Annotated in this window: 17 protein-coding genes; 11 read left to right on the top strand and 6 right to left on the bottom strand. The window is 64.7% G+C overall.

Annotation, left to right across the window (positions count from 1 at the left end):
• Positions 1-4: 4 nt before the first annotated feature.
• Genes RO07_RS06225 through RO07_RS06215 form a run of 3 tightly spaced genes read left to right on the top strand, consistent with a single transcriptional unit; the run spans position 5 to position 2,744 of the window.
• Positions 5-1,279, top strand: coding sequence for a high-affinity branched-chain amino acid ABC transporter permease LivM (locus RO07_RS06225; protein ID WP_039409040.1), 1,275 nt, complete (start codon positions 5-7; stop codon positions 1,277-1,279).
• Positions 1,276-2,043, top strand: coding sequence for a high-affinity branched-chain amino acid ABC transporter ATP-binding protein LivG (gene livG / locus RO07_RS06220; protein WP_039409039.1), 768 nt, complete (start codon positions 1,276-1,278; stop codon positions 2,041-2,043). Before RO07_RS06225 ends, livG begins: the two co-directional genes overlap by 4 nt.
• Positions 2,043-2,744, top strand: a complete 702-nt coding sequence (locus tag RO07_RS06215; RefSeq protein WP_039409037.1) for an ABC transporter ATP-binding protein — start codon at positions 2,043-2,045, stop codon at positions 2,742-2,744. Before livG ends, RO07_RS06215 begins: the two co-directional genes overlap by 1 nt.
• 155 nt (positions 2,745-2,899) lie before the next feature.
• On the opposite strand, the gene RO07_RS06210 is transcribed toward RO07_RS06215, so the two are convergent.
• Positions 2,900-4,093, bottom strand: coding sequence for an MFS transporter (locus RO07_RS06210; protein WP_052267061.1), 1,194 nt, complete (start codon positions 4,091-4,093; stop codon positions 2,900-2,902).
• A 138-nt stretch (positions 4,094-4,231) separates the two neighbouring features.
• Here RO07_RS06210 and RO07_RS06205 point away from each other — a divergent pair, with 138 nt between their 5' ends.
• The gene (locus tag RO07_RS06205) at positions 4,232-5,119 is read left to right on the top strand and encodes a LysR family transcriptional regulator (protein WP_039409034.1); all 888 of its coding nucleotides are present in this window, start codon (positions 4,232-4,234) and stop codon (positions 5,117-5,119) included.
• Positions 5,120-5,180: 61 nt separating this feature from the next.
• Here the strand turns inward: RO07_RS06205 and RO07_RS06200 are convergent, their stop codons facing one another.
• Positions 5,181-5,681: an SRPBCC family protein gene (locus RO07_RS06200; RefSeq protein ID WP_039409031.1), complete on the bottom strand. Its 501-nt coding sequence runs from the start codon at positions 5,679-5,681 to the stop codon at positions 5,181-5,183.
• A gap of 2 nt (positions 5,682-5,683) precedes the next feature.
• Positions 5,684-6,016: an ArsR/SmtB family transcription factor gene (locus RO07_RS06195; protein WP_039409028.1), complete on the bottom strand. Its 333-nt coding sequence runs from the start codon at positions 6,014-6,016 to the stop codon at positions 5,684-5,686.
• A gap of 238 nt (positions 6,017-6,254) precedes the next feature.
• Between RO07_RS06195 and ribBA the strand changes: the two genes are divergently transcribed.
• The 4 genes from ribBA to RO07_RS06175 all read left to right on the top strand — a co-directional run bounded on the left by ribBA (position 6,255) and on the right by RO07_RS06175 (position 9,794).
• The gene (gene ribBA / locus RO07_RS06190; protein WP_039409025.1) at positions 6,255-7,376 is read left to right on the top strand and encodes a bifunctional 3,4-dihydroxy-2-butanone-4-phosphate synthase/GTP cyclohydrolase II; all 1,122 of its coding nucleotides are present in this window, start codon (positions 6,255-6,257) and stop codon (positions 7,374-7,376) included.
• A 132-nt stretch (positions 7,377-7,508) separates the two neighbouring features.
• The gene (gene ribH, locus RO07_RS06185; protein ID WP_039409022.1) at positions 7,509-8,021 is read left to right on the top strand and encodes a 6,7-dimethyl-8-ribityllumazine synthase; all 513 of its coding nucleotides are present in this window, start codon (positions 7,509-7,511) and stop codon (positions 8,019-8,021) included.
• Positions 8,021-8,482 (top strand): transcription antitermination factor NusB, encoded by a 462-nt coding sequence (nusB, locus tag RO07_RS06180; protein ID WP_039409019.1) that lies wholly within the window; start codon positions 8,021-8,023, stop codon positions 8,480-8,482. Before ribH ends, nusB begins: the two co-directional genes overlap by 1 nt.
• A gap of 109 nt (positions 8,483-8,591) precedes the next feature.
• The gene (locus RO07_RS06175; RefSeq protein WP_039409016.1) at positions 8,592-9,794 is read left to right on the top strand and encodes a pyridoxal phosphate-dependent aminotransferase; all 1,203 of its coding nucleotides are present in this window, start codon (positions 8,592-8,594) and stop codon (positions 9,792-9,794) included.
• Between the two features lie 206 nt (positions 9,795-10,000).
• On the opposite strand, the gene RO07_RS06170 is transcribed toward RO07_RS06175, so the two are convergent.
• On the bottom strand, positions 10,001-11,056 hold the full coding sequence (locus RO07_RS06170; RefSeq protein ID WP_052267060.1) for a lytic transglycosylase domain-containing protein: 1,056 nt from the start codon (positions 11,054-11,056) through the stop codon (positions 10,001-10,003).
• A gap of 566 nt (positions 11,057-11,622) precedes the next feature.
• Here RO07_RS06170 and RO07_RS06165 point away from each other — a divergent pair.
• The 3 genes from RO07_RS06165 to RO07_RS06155 all read left to right on the top strand — a co-directional run bounded on the left by RO07_RS06165 (position 11,623) and on the right by RO07_RS06155 (position 16,858).
• Complete coding sequence (locus tag RO07_RS06165) at positions 11,623-13,173, top strand: UbiD family decarboxylase (protein ID WP_039409013.1); 1,551 nt, start codon at positions 11,623-11,625, stop codon at positions 13,171-13,173.
• Positions 13,174-13,365: 192 nt separating this feature from the next.
• Positions 13,366-14,817 (top strand): NAD-dependent succinate-semialdehyde dehydrogenase, encoded by a 1,452-nt coding sequence (locus RO07_RS06160; RefSeq protein WP_039414465.1) that lies wholly within the window; start codon positions 13,366-13,368, stop codon positions 14,815-14,817.
• Positions 14,818-15,241: 424 nt separating this feature from the next.
• Positions 15,242-16,858: an APC family permease gene (locus tag RO07_RS06155; RefSeq protein WP_039409011.1), complete on the top strand. Its 1,617-nt coding sequence runs from the start codon at positions 15,242-15,244 to the stop codon at positions 16,856-16,858.
• A 64-nt stretch (positions 16,859-16,922) separates the two neighbouring features.
• Here RO07_RS06155 and RO07_RS06150 read toward each other — a convergent pair whose 3' ends face one another.
• Positions 16,923-18,815, bottom strand: a complete 1,893-nt coding sequence (locus RO07_RS06150; RefSeq protein WP_039409009.1) for a GGDEF domain-containing protein — start codon at positions 18,813-18,815, stop codon at positions 16,923-16,925.
• Between the two features lie 420 nt (positions 18,816-19,235).
• Positions 19,236-20,048 (bottom strand): MetQ/NlpA family ABC transporter substrate-binding protein, encoded by an 813-nt coding sequence (locus tag RO07_RS06145; protein WP_039409005.1) that lies wholly within the window; start codon positions 20,046-20,048, stop codon positions 19,236-19,238.
• Positions 20,049-20,085: the final 37 nt, after the last annotated feature.

The raw sequence follows: 20,085 nt of genomic DNA, 5'->3' as shown, positions 1-20,085 counted from the left end.
GACCATGACACAACAACTCACGCTCAAGTCCGGCACCGCACAACGCGCGCCGGCAGGCGATACGCTCAAGGGCGCGGTCATCTCCGCGCTGATGACGATCGTTCTCACGGCCCCCATCCTGGGCCTGCAATTGAAGCTCGAAGGCTACAAGGTCGTGCTGGAGCAACACTGGCGCCCGGTCTGGATCGCCGCGGCCGTCGTCTTCGTCTTCCAGTTGGTCAAGCCGCTGCTGCTGCGCTCGAAGCGCGCGGTCAAGCTGCCAAGCGTGCCTGCCATGGGCCGCCGCCAGCAACTGACCGCGATGTGGGTGCTGCTCGCCGTGGGCCTCGTGTGGCCGTTCGTCGGCTCGCGCGGTGCGGTGGACGTGGCCACGCTCGCCCTCATCTACTGCGTGCTCGGCCTCGGCCTGAACATCGTCGTGGGCTTCGCCGGTCTGCTCGATCTGGGCTACGTCGGCTTCTACGCGGTCGGCGGCTATACGTACGCGCTGCTCAACCAGTACTTCGGCCTGACGTTCTGGGAATGCCTGCCGATCGCCGCGCTCATGTCGGCCACGTTCGGCTTTCTGCTCGGCTTCCCGGTGTTGCGCCTGCGCGGCGACTATCTGGCGATCGTGACGCTGGGCTTCGGTGAAATCATCCGCTTGCTGCTCAACAACCTCACGAGCCTCACCGGCGGGCCGGACGGCGTGTCGGGCATTCCGAAGCCAAGCGTGTTCGGCTTCGAGATGGCGCGCTCGTCGAGCGTCGAAGGCGCGAAGACCTTCCATGAACTGATCGGGCTCGACTACAGCGGCTCGCACATGGTGATCTTCCTGTATCTGCTGGCCTTCGCGCTCGTGGGCTTCACGCTGTTCGTCACGAGCCGCCTGATCCGCATGCCGATCGGCCGCGCGTGGGAAGCGCTGCGCGAAGACGAGATCGCCTGCCGCTCGCTGGGGCTGAACCCCACGCGCATCAAGCTCTCGGCATTCACGCTCGGTGCGTCGTTCGCCGGGTTGGCCGGCGCATTCTTCGCCGCGCGTCAGGGGCTGGTCACGCCCGAATCGTTCACGTTCATCGAATCGGCGCTCATTCTCGCCGTGGTGGTGCTCGGTGGCATGGGGTCGCAGGTCGGCGTGATTCTCGCGGCCATCCTGCTCACGATCCTGCCAGAGGTCGCGCGCGACTTCGCGGAATACCGCATGCTGATTTTCGGTCTGGTGATGGTGCTGATGATGATGTGGCGTCCGCAGGGCCTGTTGCCCGCCACCCGCCCGCATGTGGAGTTGCCGCAATGAGTGCAGAACTGTTGAAACTCTCCGGCCTGCAGATGCGCTTCGGCGGTCTGCTTGCCGTCGATGGCGTCGAGTTCGGCGTCCGCAAGAACGAAGTCTTCGCGATCATCGGCCCGAACGGCGCCGGCAAGACCACGGTGTTCAACTGCGTGGGCGGCTTCTACCGTCCCACGGGCGGCTCGATCTCGCTCGACGGCGACAACATCACCGGCCTGCCGAGCCACATGGTCGCGCGGCGTGGTCTCGTTCGCACGTTCCAGAACATTCGCCTGTTCCGCCAACTCACGGTCGTGGAAAATCTGCTCGTGGCACAGCACATGCGCGTGCACAGCGGCTTCCTGCAGGGGCTGTTCTCGACGGGCGCCTTCCGTCGCGCCGAGCGCACGGCGCTGGAGCGCGCCAAGACGTGGCTCGACCGGCTGGGCCTCACGGCGGTCGCCAACCGCGAGGCGGGCACGCTTTCGTATGGTCATCAGCGTCGCCTCGAAATTGCGCGCTGCATGATCACCGAGCCGCGTCTGCTCATGCTCGACGAACCGGCGGCGGGCCTGAACCCCCAGGAGAAGATCGAGCTGCAGCAGCTCGTCGACGATCTGCGCCACGAGTTCGGTATCTCGGTGCTGCTCATCGAGCACGACATGAGCCTCGTGATGGGTGTCTCCGACCGGATTCTCGTGATGGAACACGGCAAGCCGATCATGATCGGCAAGCCCGACGAGGTGCGCAACGACCCGCGCGTCATCAAGGCCTACCTCGGGGAGGAATAATGCTCAAGCTGGAACAGATTCACACCCACTATGGGGCCGTCGAGGCGCTCTCGGGCGTGTCGATCGAAGTGAACAAGGGCGAGATCGTCACGCTCATCGGCAGTAACGGCGCGGGCAAGACCACGCTGATGATGACGGTGTGCGGCACGCCCCGCGCATCGAGCGGACGGGTGACGTTCGAGGGCCACGACATCACCGGCTGTCCCACGCACGAAATCATGCGCATGGGACTCGCGATTTCGCCGGAAGGCCGGCGCGTGTTTCCGAGCCTGACCGTGATCGAGAATCTGAAGATGGGCGGCTTCTTCGCGTCCAGGGACGATATCGACGCCGGCATGGAACACGTGTTCAAGCTGTTCCCGCGACTCGCGCAGCGCGGCAAGCAGCGCGCCGGCACCATGTCCGGCGGCGAACAGCAGATGCTGGCGATCGGCCGCGCGCTGATGAGCCGTCCGCGTTTGCTGTTGCTCGACGAACCGACGCTCGGCCTGGCCCCGCTCGTGATCGCGCAGATCTTCGACATCATCCGCGCGATCCGCGAAGAAGGCGTCACCGTGTTTCTGGTGGAGCAGAACGCGAACAAGGCGCTGCATGTGGCCGATCGAGGCTATGTGCTCGAGACCGGTCGCGTCGTGCTTGCCGACTCCGCCGAGAACCTGCTCGCCAACGACGACATCAAGCGCGCTTATCTCGGCGCTTGAGGAACGCGAGGCGCGTGCGGGCCAACCGATGCCGCACGCACCATGTGCTGACGTTGCGAACGAAAAGACGTGTCCGCGGGCACGTCTTTTTTCATCCTGCCTTCGCGCCTTCTGCGCTCCGACGTGCACCATTGCCCGCCCTCGCCGGCCTTCGTTCACACGCGCTGTGTCGCCAGCGCTCGGTTCATGCCGAATACCGTGGCGAGCCACGACGCCGCGAGCATCGCCATCATAGCCCACGGAAACGCCGTGGTTCCCACCCGGTCCAGCAGCATGCCGCCGAGCACGCCACCCGCCGCGACGGCGATGTTCCATCCGGTCACATAGGTGGACTGTGCAACGTCCATCGCATCGCCCGCGAGCCGGGCAAGCGCCGTCTGCGTGATCGTCGAGAAGCCACCGAAGGCCAGTCCCCACACGATCGCCGCCAGATACACCACCTGGGGCACACGTCCCCACAGGCCGAACAACAAGGCCGCGAAGCCGAACATTGCGAGACTGATCACGGCCAACACGCGCAACTCGCGGTCGACCATGGCGCCAGCGACCCACAAACCAACGATCGAACCGGCGCCGAAGACGAACAGCACGGCACCGACGGTCGTCGACAGTCCCGATGGCAGGAGGAAAGGCTCGATATAGATGTAGAGGACGTTGTGGGCGGCCACGAAGGTGAGCACCACGAACAGCACCGGGCGAATGCCCGGCATCGCGAGTACGTCGCTGAGCGGATGCCGCTGCTGTCGCGACTGTCCGGGAAAATCGGGGACGATGGCGAGCACCCACACGATCAGCAGGACGGAGAACGCCGACATCAGTCCGAATGCGCCCTGCCAGCCGATGATCCGTCCCAGCAATGTGCCCGCGGGCACACCCAGCACGAGCGCCACCGTGGCACCTGCCCCCGAGATCGCAATGGCGCGCCCGGCGTAGCGGGCCGGCGACATCCGCACCGAATAGCCCGCCAGCAACGACCACACGATGCCGCCGAAAACGCCGGCAAAAAACCGCGCGACGAGCGACACGACGTAGTAACCGGACAGGGCGGTCACGAGGTTCACGACCGCGAATCCGGCAATCGCGCTCAACAGCAATGCCCGCCGCCGCACGCCCTGCGTGAGCGCGGTGACGGGAATGGCCGCCACCAGCGCACCGGCGGCGTATGCCGTGATGAACTGGCCCGCGAGACTGTCCGGCACGTCGAGCCCCTGCGCGATGGACGACAACAAGCCCGCAGGCATGATCTCGGTGAGAAGTGTGATGAAGGCCGCCATTGCCAGCGCGAGCAACCCACCGATGGGTAACCGCTCGACATCCTTCGGCAATGCGCCTGCCGCCAGTTGATTCATGGATTTTTCTCCTCGATTCCAGGGGATTCCGACGCCCATCGGGCGCAACAACGCCATGGTGCCCATCTCCCGATCGAAGAAAAACAGGCTACATTGCAAAATATTTGTGACATCGATGTCATCAATGAGGAATGTTGGATGGAAAACCTTGGATCGCTCGACGCATTCGTACGGGTGAGCACATCGCGCAGCTTTACCGAGGCAGGGCGTCAGCTGGGCATTTCGGCGTCGGCGGTCAGCAAAGCCATCGCCAGGCTCGAAGCCCGGCTCGGTGTGCGGCTCTTTCATCGCTCGACGCGCACCGTCACGCTCACGCCGGAAGGCACCATGTTTCTGGAGCGCTGCCGGCGCATTCTCGGTGAAGTGGAATCCGCGGAAGCCGAGTTGATGCAGACGCGCGAAGCGCCGCGCGGCAGGCTTCACATCAGTTTGCCGTCCGTCGGCACGATATTCATGCCGAAGCTGGGCGACTTCAAGCGGCGCTACCCGGACATCGAACTCGACATCGATTATTCGGATCGGCTGGTCGACGTCATCGAGGAGGGTTTCGACGCCGTCATTCGCACGGGGCCGCCGAGCGATTCACGGCTCATCGCGCGGCGCTTGGGAGCATGTCGCAAGGTCGTCGTCGGCGCACCGTCGTATTTCGCGGCAGCCGGAACGCCACGCAAGCCGGAAGACCTTGCGCATCACGCGTGCCTGATCTATCGCTACCCCAGCACCGGCAAGCTCGACGTCTGGCCGCTGGGTGCATCGGGAGAGACGCCCGCAATCGAACTGGCTGCAAGCATGGTGACGAATACGCTCGATCCTCAGGTGTGTTTTGCCGAGCAGGGACTGGGTATCGCCTGCGTGCCCGAGATCGCCATTCGCTCGCAATTGCTACAAGGCAGTCTGGTGACCGTGCTCGACGACTATACGACGCAGGAAATGGTGTTCCACGTGCTGTGGCCGTCGAGCCGCCATCTGTCGCCGAAGATCCGGGTCTTCGTCGACTTCATCGTCGAGCATCTGTTCCCGCTGTGACCTCGTGAGAAGGGGGAGAGGAACGGGAAGGCGCGACCTTGGCCCGCCTCCCGGAGATGACTCACTTCATCAATTCGACCAGTTGATCGAGCGCCTTGCCCCAGCCGTCGTGGAACCCCAACGCCTCGTGCTGCGCCCGCGCGGCCTCGTCGCGATGAATCGCCATCGCCGTGTAGCGCGTGCCCTTGCCGTGCGTCTCCATCAGCACCGCCGCCGTGAAGAGGAAGCTGCCGCAGTGTTCGCTCGCGGGCGGCGGCGCGGGGCGGAAACCCGGCAGCATGGCGTTCGTCCAGACGACGCGCGAATTCTCCACGACCTCCAGATAACAACCCTCGTTTGGAAACTGCTGACCTTCGGGCGACTGCATCACCGTACGGAACAGACCGCCGGGACGCAGATCGATCTCGCAGTCGACCGTTTGCCAGGGCGCGGGCGTGAACCACTTCTTGAGGTGCTCGGGCTGCGTCCAAGCCGCCCATACGCGCTCGCACGGCACGTCGATGTAGCGCTCGAGGACGAGGTCCAGCTTCGGGTCGACCGAGAAAAGGTTGGCACGGCTCATAGTCACGTCTCCTTCATCTGTAGCAGATAGTTGTCGAGTTGGTCGAGGCGGCGCGTCCACTTGTCGCGCTGCAGTTGCAGCCAGTCCTGTGCGCCCGCCAGGGTTTCGGTCTCCAGCGAGTAAGTACGCACACGTCCCTGCTTTCGCGAGACGACCAGACCGCTCTCCTCCAGCACGTTCAGATGCTGCGAGAACGAGGGAAGCGCCATCGTGAACGGACGCGCCAGTTCGCTCACCGATGCGGGACCGAGCGTGAGACGCTCGACGACCGCCCGGCGAGTCGGATCGGACAGCGCCTGAAAAATCCGGTCGAGAGGGATCGATTGGTTAGCCATGTGCCTGACTATAGGTGCCAATTTTACTTAGGTCAACACCTTTGTATTGAGAACTTTCCGACAAAGGTGGCACCGCGGCCACCCGGGACGCGATTCTTCCGACCACCGATTCAGACGGCGTCTGAAATGTCGCCATCTATCGATTCGCCGTTGATCACGGCGCGAGATTCGGCCGCTGCCGGACACCGGCTTGACGTAGAATAGAGCCTTTCCAAATTCAGCCCCGCGTTGCCCCGCTATGCCGTTGGCCACTACAGAAGAAATCATTGCCGAGCTGAAGGCCGGCCGCATGGTTGTCCTCGTCGATGAGGAAGATCGTGAAAACGAAGGCGATCTGGTCATGGCGGCTGAGTTCGCCACGCCCGAAGCCATCAACTTCATGGCGAAATACGGCCGAGGACTGATCTGCCTTACGCTCACGCAGGCACGCTGCAAACAGCTCAACCTGCCGTTGATGACCTATCGCAACGGCACGCAATACGGCACGGCGTTCACGCTGTCGATCGAGGCGGCCGAAGGCGTGACCACGGGCATCTCGGCGGCCGATCGTGCGCACACGGTGCAAACGGCGATCGCGCGCGAGGCACGCCCGGAAGACATCGTTCAGCCGGGACACGTGTTCCCGATCATGGCGCAGCCTGGCGGCGTGCTCGTGCGCGCCGGCCACACGGAAGCCGGCTGCGACCTGACAGCCATGGCAGGACTCACGCCGGCGGCCGTGATCTGCGAGATCATGAACGACGACGGCACGATGGCGCGTCTGCCGCAACTGCTCGAGTTCGCGGAACAACACAACATCAAGATCGGCACCATCGTCGATCTGATCCACTACCGCAGCCGCACCGAATCGATGATCGAGACGGTGGCCACGCGCGAAATGCAAACCGCCTGGGGTCCGTTCCAGGCCACGCTGTACCGCGACAAGCCGAGCGGCAATCCGCACCTGGCGCTGGTGCGTGGCGTGCCGACACCGGCCGACGAGACGCTGGTGCGCGTGCACGAACCACTGTCGGTGCTCGACCTGCTCGAGACCGGTGTATCGACCCACTCGTGGACGCTCGCCGGCGCAATGCAGGCCATTGCCGAAGCCGGCAAGGGTGTGGTGGTGCTGCTGAACTGCGTGGAAACGCCCGAGCATCTGTTTACCCAGTTCGAAGCGCTCGACGAGACGGAGAAGGCCGCGCGCGCGAAGCGCCGCCCGGTGGACTTCCGTACGCATGGCGTGGGGGCGCAGATCCTGCGCGAGTTGGGCGTCGGTAAAATGCGGGTGCTCTCGAGCCCGCGCAAGATTCCGAACATGGCGGGTTATGGTCTCGAGGTCACCGGCTTCCAGCCGATGCCCGGCGCCGAATCCGCCTGAGTATTCTCCGTATCTGCGCCCTGCCGCCAACGGCTGGCAGGGCGTCATCTTGCCGAGCATTGCCTGTCTCGGGCGTGCCGGCTTTCTGTTGGCCGCACCGCCAGGGACGGTACTTTTTAAAGGAAGCCCATGATGGACATCGCAAAAATCGCCCCGGAACTTGACGGTGAAAGCCTGCGTGTCGGTATCGTCCAAGCGCGTTTCAACGACGCGATCTGCACGGTGCTGCGCGATGCCGCCGTGGCGGAGCTCGAGCGTCTGGGCGTTGACGAGAACGACGTGCTGCTCGTCACCGTGCCCGGCGCGCTGGAAATTCCGCTGGCGCTGCAGAAGCTCGCCGAAAGCGGCCAGTTCGACGCACTGATCGCGCTCGGCGCGGTAATCCGCGGCGAAACGTATCACTTTGAGCTGGTATCGAACGAAAGCGGTGCCGGCATTACGCGCATCGGCCTCGATTTCGGCATCCCCATCGCCAACGCGGTGCTCACGACCGAAAACGACGAACAAGCCGAAGTGCGCGCCGCCGAGAAGGGCCGCGATGCCGCCCGCGTGGCTGTGGAAATGGCCAATTTGCTCGAAGGCGTCGACGATTTGTTCGACACCGATGGCGAATTGGATGAAGACGAAGAAGAGGAAGATCGGTAATGAAGAGTGCTCGCCGCCGCGCACGCGAATTTGCGCTGCAAGGGTTGTATCAATGGTTGCTTTCGCGCGGCCACGCGGGTGAGATCGACGCGCATCTGCGCACGACCCCCGGCTACGACAAGGCCGACCGCGCCCACCTGGATGCCCTGCTCCACGGCAGCATCCGCGAAGCGGACGCCTTGTCGCAGCAACTGCAGCCGTACCTGGACCGTCCCGCCGCCGAACTCTCGCCGGTCGAGCACGCCGTGCTCGTGATCGGCGCGTACGAGCTGATCCACCATCTGGACATTCCGTATCGTGTGGTGATCAACGAGGCGGTGGAGTTGGCCAAGACCTTCGGTGGCGTCGAAGGCTTCCGCTACGTGAATGGTGTACTCGACAAGTTCGCCGCCGAGGTGCGTCCCGAGGAAGTCGCCGCCAACGCAGCCAATCGCAACGGCGGTCGCGGCAAGAGCGCCTGACGTGCGTTCTGGCGCCAGTTGGGCCGCTCAGCGCCCGACCCGGCGCCCGACCTGCCGATGAGGTGATGCCGCCATCGCCCTCCCGCAATACCTTTCGCCCCCCGACATCATGGATCGCACGCCTGACCTCGCCCCCGCGCTGCCCCTGGCGCAACGTGTCGACGACATCGCCCCCTTCCACGTAATGGAGCTCGCCAAACAGGCCGCGCTTCGCGAAAAGGCGGGCCATCGCGTGATCCACATGGGCATTGGCGAGCCGGATTTCACGGCGCCGGAGGCGGTGATCGAAGCGGCCGCGAAGGCCATGCGCGACGGGCGCACGCAGTACACGGGCGCCATGGGCATTCCGGCGCTGCGCGAAGCCATTGCCGGCTACTACCGCAATTTCTATGGCGTGGAAGTCGATCCGTCACGCATCGTCGTGACGGCCGGGGCATCGGCCGCGCTTGTCCTCGCTTGTGCCGCTCTCGTGGGCGTCGGCGACGAAGTGCTGATGCCGGACCCCAGCTATCCCTGCAACCGGCATTTCGTTTCGACCTTCGACGGCAAACCGGTGCTGATTCCCTCGGGGCCGGCGGAGCGCTTCCAGTTGACGGCCAAGCACATCGAGTCCCACTGGGGGCCGGCGACGCAGGGTGTGCTGCTCGCATCGCCGTCGAATCCGACCGGCACGTCCATCGAAGCGGACGAGTTGTCCCGCATCGTTGCCGCCGTGCGCGCACGTGGCGGCTTCACGCTCGTCGACGAGATCTATCAGGGCCTGTCGTACGACGGCAAGCCGACGACGGCCCTGTCCTTCGGTGACGACGTGCTCGTCGTGAGCAGCTTCTCGAAATATTTCAACATGACGGGCTGGCGCCTAGGCTGGCTGGTCGTGCCGCCGGCGCTGGTGCCGACCTTCGAGAAGCTCGCGCAGAACCTGTTCATCTGCCCGTCGGCCGTGGCCCAGCATGCCGCGACGGCGTGCTTCCTGCCCGAAACGCTGGCGATTTACGAAACGCGCAAGGACGCCTTTCGCCAGCGGCGCGACTTCATCGTGCCTGCACTGGAGCAACTGGGCTTCAAGGTACCGGTCATGCCGGATGGCGCGTTCTACGTCTACGCCGATTGCACGGGCGTGCACCACCCGGACGCCGCCGACAGCGAACGCCTGACCCAATCGCTGCTGCAACAGGCCAGCGTGGTGCTCGTGCCGGGACTGGACTTCGGGTTCGCGCAACCGCGCCAGTACATCCGCCTGTCGTATGCGACGTCGCTCGAACAATTGCACGAAGCCATGGACCGGATCGGCAAGGTCTTCGCCGCCACCTGAGCGCGAGCCCCGTCAGCACCCTGGTGCCCAAGGCTGTCGGATTCCGGTCGGTCGCCGGAAAGCAAAAAACCCATCGAATCGCTTCGATGGGTTTTTTGTTGGCCGACGCATCGCGCCTCTATATATAGACACCGCAATACGTTGGCCGATGAATGCCGATGCGCTGGCCGCAGCGCATCTTCGAGGTCACGACCCGTTCAGCCCGCTCAGGCCGCCGTGCTGTCGTCGGCTTCGAGCGGCTTGGCAGCCGCAGCGGCCTTGCCGCTCGAGGTCGATGCCGCAGGTGCCGGCGCGGCCTGCGCGCCGTCGTCGGCCTTGCCTGCCGAGACCGGCTTCGCCACCGGCTTGGCCGAGCTGACGATCACCGGTGCTTGCGGCGCGTTCGGCGAGATCTTGCGACCCATGGCCACACTACGCAGACGGTCGCGCTCGGCGAGCACCTTGGCGCCGTAGCCGCCGTCACCGGCACTGGTCGATCCGACATACAGGCGCAGACCACCGGCCAGCGAGCCGCCGCGTGCGATGCATTCCTTCAGGATCAGAGCACCGACCTTGATATTCGCGAGCGGATGCAGCGCTGCCTCGGGACCACCGAAATACTCGAGCTTGTCCTGATGCACCTTCGACATCACCTGCATGAGGCCCTGGGCGCCCACGGTGCTTTCCGCGTACGGGTTGAAGCCCGATTCGATGGCCATCACGGCCAGCAGGAGCAGCGGATCGAGCCCGACTTCCTTGCCTGTCGAATAGGCGGCGCGCACGAGGTTGCCCGTGACATCGCCCGCGACGCGGTAGCGACGGGCCAGATAATCGGCCACGGCGATCTGCTCGCGCGTATCCAACGCCTTGGTGGGGCGCGCATCGGCGGCCACACGCTGGTTCGGAATGTACGCGGCGAGAACGGCGGCGGACGGCACGTGCTGTGCGGCTTGCGCAATCAACGCCGAGTCGGACGCCGAACCTTGTGCTGCAATATTGCCGTTGGCGCCCTGGCCAGCCGCGTTGGCCGAACCGGTGGCTGCCTCGAGCAGCGGACCCACGCGCGACGCCAGATCGGCGCGCCACGTCGGTCGGGCCCACAGCGCCAGCGTACCGACCACGGCCACCAGACCGACCGCGCTGGACGCATACAGTCCAGCACGACCGCCGTGCCATGCAAGGCGACGCCAATCGCGGCGAGCCGCGGCTACCGTTGCCGCGCCGCGCGCACGAAGCGCACCGACAGCGGCCAGTAGCCAGGGTGATAAACCAGACTTCTTCATACTACGTACTCCGGTTACGCCGTCACCCCGAGGTGGCCCCGAGGCGTAAGGAAACGAGCCGGTATGCCCGCCAGGCATCCCGTGAAGCGCTCATTTACGGCATATGGACAAGGCGGTGCATCGTGTTGTCATGGACGATGCCGCTACCGCCGCAGCGCGCCGACCTGTTCAGGTCTCCGGCGCTGACGAGCTATCGCTCGCGCTGCTTCCTAAAACACTGGCTTCCCGACCTCGGTGAGAAAACCAGCCACTGAAAATCCACGTCGATGTTGTAGTTGTCGCTAAGCTCGCGCGGGTCGGCCCACCCGTCGTCAAAGCCGCCTTTCTGGATTCAACGGGCGGATTGTAGCAGTCATATATAAACCGTCAATACTATTATTAAGCAAAATCATTACCAAAAGTAATTTAAAGCGACGGTTTTGCCGTGACGTTTGTGCGTCCCGACCGGTAAAATGCCCTGCCCTACCCTGCGTTTACAGGGTGTCACTCGGACAAAACACGGTTTCAAACGGTCGTTTTCACGGGGCGTATGAAATTCGTAAAAATTTTTGGTAACGGTTTGTTTCATGAAATATCTCGATCTTCGTGACTTCACCGTGCAACTGGAGCGATCCGGCCAGCTTCGTCGCGTAGACGTACCGGTCTCGCCAGTGCTTGAGATGACGGCGCTTGCCGACCGCGTGCTCAAGGCGGCGGGCCCCGCCCTCTGGTTCGAGCGCCCCACGGGCTACGACATGCCGGTACTTGCCAATTTGTTTGGCACCCCTGAACGAGTGGCGCTGGGCATGGGCGTCGACAAAGGCGAGGACGCGCTTGGCTCGCTGCGCGACATCGGCCGCCTTCTCTCGACGCTCAAGGAACCCGAACCTCCGCGCGGGCTGAAGGACGCCGGCAAGCTGCTCGGCATGGCGAAGGCCATTTGGGACATGGCGCCCAAGGAGGTCGGCTCGCCCGTGTGCCAGGAGATCGCCTGGGAGGGTGACGATGTCGATCTCGCACGCTTGCCTATTCAGACCTGCTGGCCCGGCGACGCCGCCCCGCTCATCACCTGGGGCCTTGTCATCACGAAGGGGCCGCACCGCAAGCGCCAGAACCTGGGTATCTACCGCCAGCAGGTCATCGGCCGCAATCAAGTCATCATGCGCTGGCTCGCGCACCGCGGCGGCGCGCTCGACTTCCGCGAGTTCGCGCAGGCCAACCCTGGCAAGCCCTTCCCGATCGCCGTGGCGCTGGGCGCCGATCCCGCGACGATGCTGGGCGCCGTCACGCCGGTGCCCGATACGCTCTCCGAATACCAGTTTGCGGGCTTGCTGCGCGGCAGCCGCACCGAGCTGGCCAAGTGCCTCACGCCGGGGCTGGAATCGCTGCGCGTTCCCGCGCGGGCGGAAATCGTGCTCGAAGGCTTCATTCATCCGTCCGGCCAACCGCCTGCCGCGCCCGAAGGCGCTCCCCCGCCGCCGAGCCGCGGCGCGACGGCTGGCTACGCCCATGCCCTGGAAGGCCCCTACGGCGATCACACCGGCTATTACAACGAGCAGGAGTGGTTCCCCGTCTTCACGATCGAGCGCATCACGCTGCGCCGCAACGCGGTCTACCACTCGACGTATACGGGCAAACCGCCCGACGAGCCGGCGGTGCTCGGCGTGGCGCTCAATGAAGTGTTCGTGCCGCTGCTGCAAAAGCAGTTCCCGGAGATCACCGACTTCTATCTGCCCCCGGAAGGCTGCAGCTATCGCATGGCGATCGTGCAGATGAAGAAAGCCTATCCGGGCCATGCCAAACGCGTGATGTTCGGCGTGTGGAGCTTCCTGCGCCAATTCATGTATACGAAGTTCATCGTCGTGGTCGACGAGGACGTCGACATTCGCGACTGGAAGGAAGTCATCTGGGCGATCACCACGCGCGTGGACCCGACCCGCGACACCACGCTCGTCGACCGCACGCCCATCGACTATCTCGATTTCGCGTCGCCCGAAGCCGGGCTCGGCTCGAAAATGGGGATCGATGCGACGAACAAGTGGCCGGGCGAAACTTCGCGCGAATGGGGACGTCCCATCGACATGACCGCCGACGTCGACGCGCGCATGGCCAAGCTCTATCAGGATCTCGGCCTGTAGAACGGACTCCGCCACCGAGTGCCGGGCGACGGACGCCGGCGGCCGTCGCGGCTGCCGGCCGCCCCCCCGTACGGCGCGAGCCCACCGGTCTGCGCCACCCGGTCATCGAGAGGAGAGCCGATCGTGTCATCATCCCGTTCGTCGCAGCGTTCCCCAAGCCATTCCGCCAAAGCGCCCAAGGTTCATCCCGCACTGGCCAAACTGAAAGATCCCGCACTGCTCAAGTCCGACGCCTACATCGACGGCGACTGGACCAAGGCTGACTCGCACGCCACCTTCGCCGTGAACGACCCCGCCACGGACGCCGAAATCGCCCACGTGGCCGACCTCGGCGCGAAGGAAACCGAGCGCGCGCTGGTGGCGGCCGAAACCGCCCTGCCCGATTGGCGCAGCAAGACCGGCAAGGAGCGCGCGCGCATCATGCGCCGCTGGTACGACCTGATCATGCAGGCGCAGGACGACCTCGGCGCCATCATGACCGCGGAGCAGGGCAAGCCGCTGGCCGAAGCCAAGGGCGAAGTCGCTTACGGCGCCTCGTTCATCGAATGGTTCGCCGAAGAGGCCAAGCGCGTGGACGGCGACGTGCTCGCCTCCCCGGAAGGCGGCAAACGCCTGCTCGTGCTCAAGCAGCCGATCGGCGTGTGCGCGTCGATCACGCCATGGAACTTCCCCATCGCCATGATCACGCGCAAGATCGCCCCGGCCATCGCGGCCGGTTGCACCATCGTGGTCAAGCCGGCCCGCCTCACGCCGCTCTCGGCGCTCGCCCTCGCGGAACTGGCGTCACGCGCCGGGCTGCCCAGAGGCGTCTTCAACGTGGTGACGTCGAAAAACTCGTCCGACGTGGGCAACGTCCTGACGTCCAGCCCGCGCTTGCGCCACCTCTCCTTTACCGGATCGACGCCCGTTGGCGCGAAGCTCATGGAGCAGTGCGCGTCCACCATCAAGAAGGTCGCGCTCGAGCTGGGCGGACTCGCGCCGTTCCTGGTCTTCGACGACGCCGACGTGGACGCCGCCGTGCAAGGCTGCATCGCGTCGAAATTCCGTAACGCGGGCCAGACCTGCGTCTGCGCGAACCGCATCTACGCGCAGGATGGCATCTACGACGCCTTCGTCGAGAAACTCACGGCCGCCGTGGGCAAACTTCGCGTGGGCAACGGTTTCGAGCCGGGTGTGGTGGTGGGTCCCCTGATCGAAGATGCCGCCGTACAGAAGGTGGAGCGCCACGTCGAAGACGCCATCGCCAAGGGCGGCCGCGTCACCGTCGGCGGCAAGGTGCTGCACGGACGCTTCTTCGAGCCGACGGTGCTGGCGGACGCCAGCGCCGACATGCTCGTCGCCCAGGAAGAGACGTTCGGCCCCCTCGCACCGGTCTTTCGCTTCAAGGACGAAGCGGAGGGCATACGCCTCGCCAACGCCACCGACTTCGGCCTCGCCTCGTACTTCTTCGCGCGCGACGTCGGCCGCGTGTGGCGCGTGGCCGAAGGCATCGAGGCAGGCATGGTCGGCATCAATACCGGCCTGATCTCCAACGAGGTCGCGCCGTTCGGAGGCGTCAAACAGTCCGGGCTGGGTCGCGAAGGTTCGAAATACGGCATCGACGAGTACCTCGAAATGAAGTATCTGTGCCTCGCCGGGTTGTAGCTCGCCGCCGCCCCGAACATCTGACCCTTTAATAATCTGTAATAGGCGTGGTCTCGCTCCGAGAACCGCGCCTGCGCTGGCTCGTACGGGATTTTTCCCAACATCGCCCGTCCGAACACCAAAGCAAAAGTGTTACAAAGTCCCACAGACGAGGGGTTGCTCGGGTAGAATCGCGCTTTTTTCGCGAACAGCGACTCCGACCCCATTTCGGAAGATGTCCGTCATCCGAGTGCTGCTTTGCCGGATCCCAGTCGAAATTCGCGAGAACCCGATCAACAAAGTCGCGCCGGTCAGCGCCGCCCCCGCGCCGTCATCCCTCTCGGACGGTGACCGGCCAGCCGGTAGTTTGTCTGCCCTCGCGCAGTTCGCCGCCGCCCGTATCGGGGCCGGCATCTGCTCCCCCCGGGCGTGGAGAAGACAGTCAATGGATAACCATCAACCTCTCATGCGCAACATCGGGCCGTTCGCCCTGATGTTGACCGGCCTTGGCTCGATCATCGGCTCCGGCTGGCTGTTCGGCGCCTGGAAAGCGGCCAAGATCGCCGGCCCCGCCGCCCTGCTTGCCTGGATCATAGGCGCGGTCGTGATTCTCGCCATCGCGCTCACCTACGCCGAACTCGGCGCCATGTTTCCGGAGTCGGGCGGCATGGTGCGTTACTCGCGCTACTCGCACGGCAGCCTCGTCGGTTTCATCGCCGCCTGGGCCAACTGGATCGCCATCGTGTCGGTGATCCCGATCGAAGCCGAGGCGTCGATCCAGTACATGAGCACCTGGCCGTACCCATGGGCGCGCGATCTGTTCGTCGACGGCACGCTGACCACGAGCGGACTCACACTCTCCGCCCTGCTGGTGATCGTGTATTTCATGCTGAACTACTGGGGTGTGAAGCTCTTCGCCCGCGCGAACACGGCCATCACGCTCTTCAAGTTCGCGATTCCGGCACTGACCATCGCCGGCCTGATCGTCGCCGGCTTCCATCCGGGCAACTTCAATCTCGCCGAGCACGGCGGTTTCGCACCGAACGGCATGTCGGCCGTACTCACCGCGGTGGCCACGTCGGGCATCGTGTTCGCGTTCAACGGCTTCCAGAGCCCGGTGAATCTGGCCGGCGAAGCGCGCGATCCGGGCCGCAGCATTCCGTTTGCGGTGGTCGGCTCGATCCTGCTCGCCACCGTCATCTACCTGCTGCTGCAAGTGGCCTATATCGGCGCGCTCTCGCCCGAACAACTCGTCGGCGGCTGGCACATGGTGAGCTTCAGCTCGCCGTTCGCCGAACTCGCGATCGCGCTCGGCCTGAACTGGCTGGCCATCGTGCTGTACTTCGACGCGTTCCTGAGCCCGAGCGGCACCGGCACCACCTACATGGCCACCACGAGCCGCATGATCTATGCGATGGAGCGCAACCGCACGCTGCCGGCAATCTTCGGTCGTGTGCATCCGCTCTATGGCGTACCGCGTCAGGCCATGTGGTTCAACCTGGCCGTGTCGTTCGTCTTCATGTTCTTCTTCCGCGGCTGGGATTCGCTGGCCGCCGTGATCTCGGTCGCCACCGTCATTTCGTATCTGACGGGTCCGATCAGCGTGATGGCGCTGCGCCGTTCGGCGCCCGAGATGCATCGTCCGCTGCGCCTGCCGGGCCTGTCGGTGATCGCGCCGTTCGCCTTCGTGTGCGCCTCGCTGATCCTGTACTGGGCGCGCTGGCCGCTCACCGGCCAGATCATCGTGCTGGTGATCGTGGCCCTGCCCGTGTACTTCTACTATCAGGCGAAGGACAAGTGGCTCGGCTTCGGGCGCGACCTGAAGGCGTCGTGGTGGCTGGTCGGCTACCTGCCGGCGATGGCGCTGTGCTCGTACATCGGCAGCAAGGAATTCGGCGGCATCGGTCTGCTGCCGTATGGCTGGGACATGGTCGTGGTCGCCGTGCTCTCGCTCGCGTTCTATCACTGGGGCGTGCAGGCCGGCTGGCGCACGCCGTACCTGTCGGGAGAGCGCGAACAGGACGCCGCCAGCATGGAAGGCATGCCGGCGCTGACGCACTGACCGTCCGCTCCGCGAGAGACAAACCCGCCGTCCGGCGGGTTTTTTATTGCGCTCGCCGCGTGTGTCACCGATGCGCGCGACGGCGCTCGATGAACAGGCTGTTGCCGAGCGCGCGCTTGGCCATCTTCTTGGCGTCGGCGGCGGCAGCGGAAACTTCCACGTGCGACGGAAAGCTCTCGGGCGTGACCGCCACCACACCGATCGACAGGCTCGTGATCGGATGGAAGATGACCATGCCGCGGCGATCCTCCGCCTCGAATCCGCCCGCCGCGATCTGATCCGGATGGAAATACTCCGTCACCGCCTCGCCGAAGCGGGTGAGCGCTTCACGACAGCGCGCTTCCCAATCGGGACTGCGGAACAGGATGAGGAAGTCGTCGCCGCCGATGTGCCCGAGGAAGTCGCGCTCGGGATTGCGCACGGCCATGAGCACACGCGCGACCAACTGAATCAGGTCGTCGCCGCGCCGATAGCCGAACACGTCGTTGAACGGCTTGAAATTGTCCAGATCGACGTAGCACGCGTGAAACGACTGGCGCTCGCCGATCATGCGGTCCATATAGTCGTCGATCGGTACATTGCCCGGCAGCAGCGTGAGCGGATTCGCATAGCGCGCCGCGTCGAGCTGCATGTCGGTGATGTGACGCATGAGCGCGTGGCCCTGCGCCACACCGAAGTAACGCCCCTGGTCGGTCACGATGAAGCCGGCCGCGATCTGGCGGCTCGCGCCTTCCGCGATCATGCGGCTCAGGTCCTCCAGCCTGGCATCCTTGTCGAAGGTGAGCGGACGCGGCTCCATCACCGCCGAGCACGGCTTGCGCCCGTAGAGTTCGCGCGTGAAGGGACGCGCGAAACGCCCGATCAACGACGCCCGGCCGATCAGTCCGACGGGCCGGTCGCGCTCCACCACCGGCAGCACTTCGAGCGCGGGATCGCTCTCGAAGCGCGCCACCACGTCTTCGCTGCGCGTCTCCGGCGAGACCGGCGCGACGAACGAGGCAATGCGCTCGAGCGTCACATTGCCTGCGCCGAGCTGGCTCGGCTGCTGATGCACGTAGGCGCGCCGCTCGTTCACGACCTCCCGCACGTTCGCGGTAATCGCCCGCTGCGGCTGCGCCTCGGGACGCGCAATGAAATAGCCCTGTCCGAGAAAAATGCCGAGATCGCGCACGACCTGCAGCTCCTCGGCGTGCTCGATGCCTTCCGCGATCACGCGCGTGCCGCTCGTCTCCGCGATCTGCCGCATCGAACGCACGAACTGCAGCTTGAGCGTGTCGGTGTCGATGCCGTCGACGAAATGCCGATCGATCTTCACGTAATCGGGTCGCAGCTCCGACCACAGCCGCAGGCTGGCGTACCCCTCCCCCATGTCGTCGAGCGCCACCTCGAAGCCCAACGCGCGATAGGCTGTGAGCGACGCACGTGTACTCGCGAGATCCAGCGTCGGCGCATGCTCCGTCAGTTCGAGCACCACGCGCTCCGGCGCCAGGCGAAACGACTGGAGCATGGCGAACGTTTCGTCCAGACCGAGCGACTCGATCACGCCGCCGCCAGGCTGCGCGCGCGTCACTGGACCGATGTTCAGAAACAGCCGCTCGGGCAGATCCTGCTCGACGAAACCGCACAGCACGGCGCGGCGGCAGGCCAGCTCCAGCGGCCCGGACAGGCCATGACGGCGCGCGGCCGCGAAGAGCGCCATCGGTGAATGGATCGAGGTTCCCGCCGGACCGCGCACCAGTCCCTCGTACCCCGCCACTTCCGACGTGCGAAAGTCGAGAATCGGCTGGAACACGCAGGTCAGGCCGATGCCTTCGCAGAGTTCCGCGAGCATCGCGCGCTCGACGGGATCGATAGGAACGGCACCCGAAGCGCCTATGGCGGCAACGGATGCATCGCGCGACGCGGCCGGCGCGGCAAAACGCTCCAGACGTATGGCGACAGGCGGGGGAGAATTCAAGAGGTACTCCGAAAGTCGATGCGGTGCGCCGCCATCCAGCCAACCAACTGCATTGCGACGTGCGGGCCGATGTCGCGTGCGTCAAGACGCACCGAAGGCGAGAGGCATGCTCCCCCCTTTCCCCGTGCTTCGCGTGCGGTCGCGGGACTCGCGCCCATATCCGCCTATTGTTGACGACGCCCGCAGGCGCCCTCTTTTTGTTGCCGTTCAGGCTATCGCCGTGATTTGACAAATCCATGACAGTGTCGGAATTGCCACACACGCGCGAGCAGCGCGAATGCCGGCATCGCGGCGAGCAGGCGCTTTCCCGAGGATGTCGAGGGTCGCCGAAGTTCAGACGAAAAAAAACGGCAACGCCGCAACGCGTTGCCGTTCTCACGGACTGCCCCGGTAACGGGACGGTGTCAGATCATCAGTTCATCACCATGCCGTGACGACCGAGCCGCCGAACTTCTGCTCGATGAACGCCTTCACTTCCGGCGAGTGATAGGCCTTGATCAGCTTGGCCACCCAGGGCTTGTTCCTGTCGGCAGTGCGGATCACCAGCACGTTGGCATACGGGCCGTTGGCGTCTTCGATCGAGATCGAATCCTTCTTCGGATTCAGGCCGGCTTCCATCGCGAAGTTGGTGTTGATGACGGCCACCGTCACGTCGTCGAGCGAGCGCGGCAGTTGGGCGGCGTCGAGCTCCACGAATTTCAGCTTCTTCGGGTTCTCGACGACGTCGAGCGGCGTGGCCTTCAGACCAGCGTCGGCGCGCAGCTTGATCAGACCGTTCTTCTGCAGCAGGAGCAGCGCGCGACCGCCGTTGGTCGGATCGTTCGGCAGCGACACCTTGTCGCCCGACTTCAGGTCGGCCAGCGACTTGATCTTCTTCGAGTAGATGCCCATCGGGAAGATCACGGTCTTGGCGATCGACTCGAGCTTGTAGCCGCGATCCTTCACCTGCGCGTCGAGGTACGGCTGGTGCTGGTAGCTGTTCACGTCGAGATCGCCCGACGAGAGCGCGGCGTTCGGCTGCACATAGTCGCTGAACTCGATGACCTTGATGTTCAGGCCGTCCTTGGCGGCGACCTTCTTCACTTCGTCGAAGATCTGGGCGTGCGGGCCGCCCGTCACGCCGACCTTCAGGTTCACGGGGTCCGCGGCCAACGCGGGTGCGGTGAATTGCGTGGCGAAAACCGTTGCGGCGCCGACACCGGCGAGCAGCTTGAAAAGCGAACGACGTTGCATATAAAACCTCGCGTGTGAGTAAGTGCCGGTTCGCCGG

Source organism: Pandoraea pulmonicola (assembly GCF_000815105.2).
GTDB lineage: Bacteria > Pseudomonadota > Gammaproteobacteria > Burkholderiales > Burkholderiaceae > Pandoraea > Pandoraea pulmonicola.
This window is presented reverse-complemented; position numbering and strand designations above follow the sequence as displayed.

What these genes read in the sequence shown, in the direction of transcription:
- RO07_RS06225 (WP_039409040.1), top strand. Translation starts at nt 5, where the DNA reads ATGACACAACAACTCACGCTCAAGTCCGGCACCGCACAACGCGCGCCG.
- livG (WP_039409039.1), top strand. Translation starts at nt 1,276, where the DNA reads ATGAGTGCAGAACTGTTGAAACTCTCCGGCCTGCAGATGCGCTTCGGC.
- RO07_RS06215 (WP_039409037.1), top strand. Translation starts at nt 2,043, where the DNA reads ATGCTCAAGCTGGAACAGATTCACACCCACTATGGGGCCGTCGAGGCG.
- RO07_RS06210 (WP_052267061.1), bottom strand. Translation starts at nt 4,093, where the DNA reads ATGAATCAACTGGCGGCAGGCGCATTGCCGAAGGATGTCGAGCGGTTA.
- RO07_RS06205 (WP_039409034.1), top strand. Translation starts at nt 4,232, where the DNA reads ATGGAAAACCTTGGATCGCTCGACGCATTCGTACGGGTGAGCACATCG.
- RO07_RS06200 (WP_039409031.1), bottom strand. Translation starts at nt 5,681, where the DNA reads ATGAGCCGTGCCAACCTTTTCTCGGTCGACCCGAAGCTGGACCTCGTC.
- RO07_RS06195 (WP_039409028.1), bottom strand. Translation starts at nt 6,016, where the DNA reads ATGGCTAACCAATCGATCCCTCTCGACCGGATTTTTCAGGCGCTGTCC.
- ribBA (WP_039409025.1), top strand. Translation starts at nt 6,255, where the DNA reads ATGCCGTTGGCCACTACAGAAGAAATCATTGCCGAGCTGAAGGCCGGC.
- ribH (WP_039409022.1), top strand. Translation starts at nt 7,509, where the DNA reads ATGGACATCGCAAAAATCGCCCCGGAACTTGACGGTGAAAGCCTGCGT.
- nusB (WP_039409019.1), top strand. Translation starts at nt 8,021, where the DNA reads ATGAAGAGTGCTCGCCGCCGCGCACGCGAATTTGCGCTGCAAGGGTTG.
- RO07_RS06175 (WP_039409016.1), top strand. Translation starts at nt 8,592, where the DNA reads ATGGATCGCACGCCTGACCTCGCCCCCGCGCTGCCCCTGGCGCAACGT.
- RO07_RS06170 (WP_052267060.1), bottom strand. Translation starts at nt 11,056, where the DNA reads ATGAAGAAGTCTGGTTTATCACCCTGGCTACTGGCCGCTGTCGGTGCG.
- RO07_RS06165 (WP_039409013.1), top strand. Translation starts at nt 11,623, where the DNA reads ATGAAATATCTCGATCTTCGTGACTTCACCGTGCAACTGGAGCGATCC.
- RO07_RS06155 (WP_039409011.1), top strand. Translation starts at nt 15,242, where the DNA reads ATGGATAACCATCAACCTCTCATGCGCAACATCGGGCCGTTCGCCCTG.
- RO07_RS06145 (WP_039409005.1), bottom strand. Translation starts at nt 20,048, where the DNA reads ATGCAACGTCGTTCGCTTTTCAAGCTGCTCGCCGGTGTCGGCGCCGCA.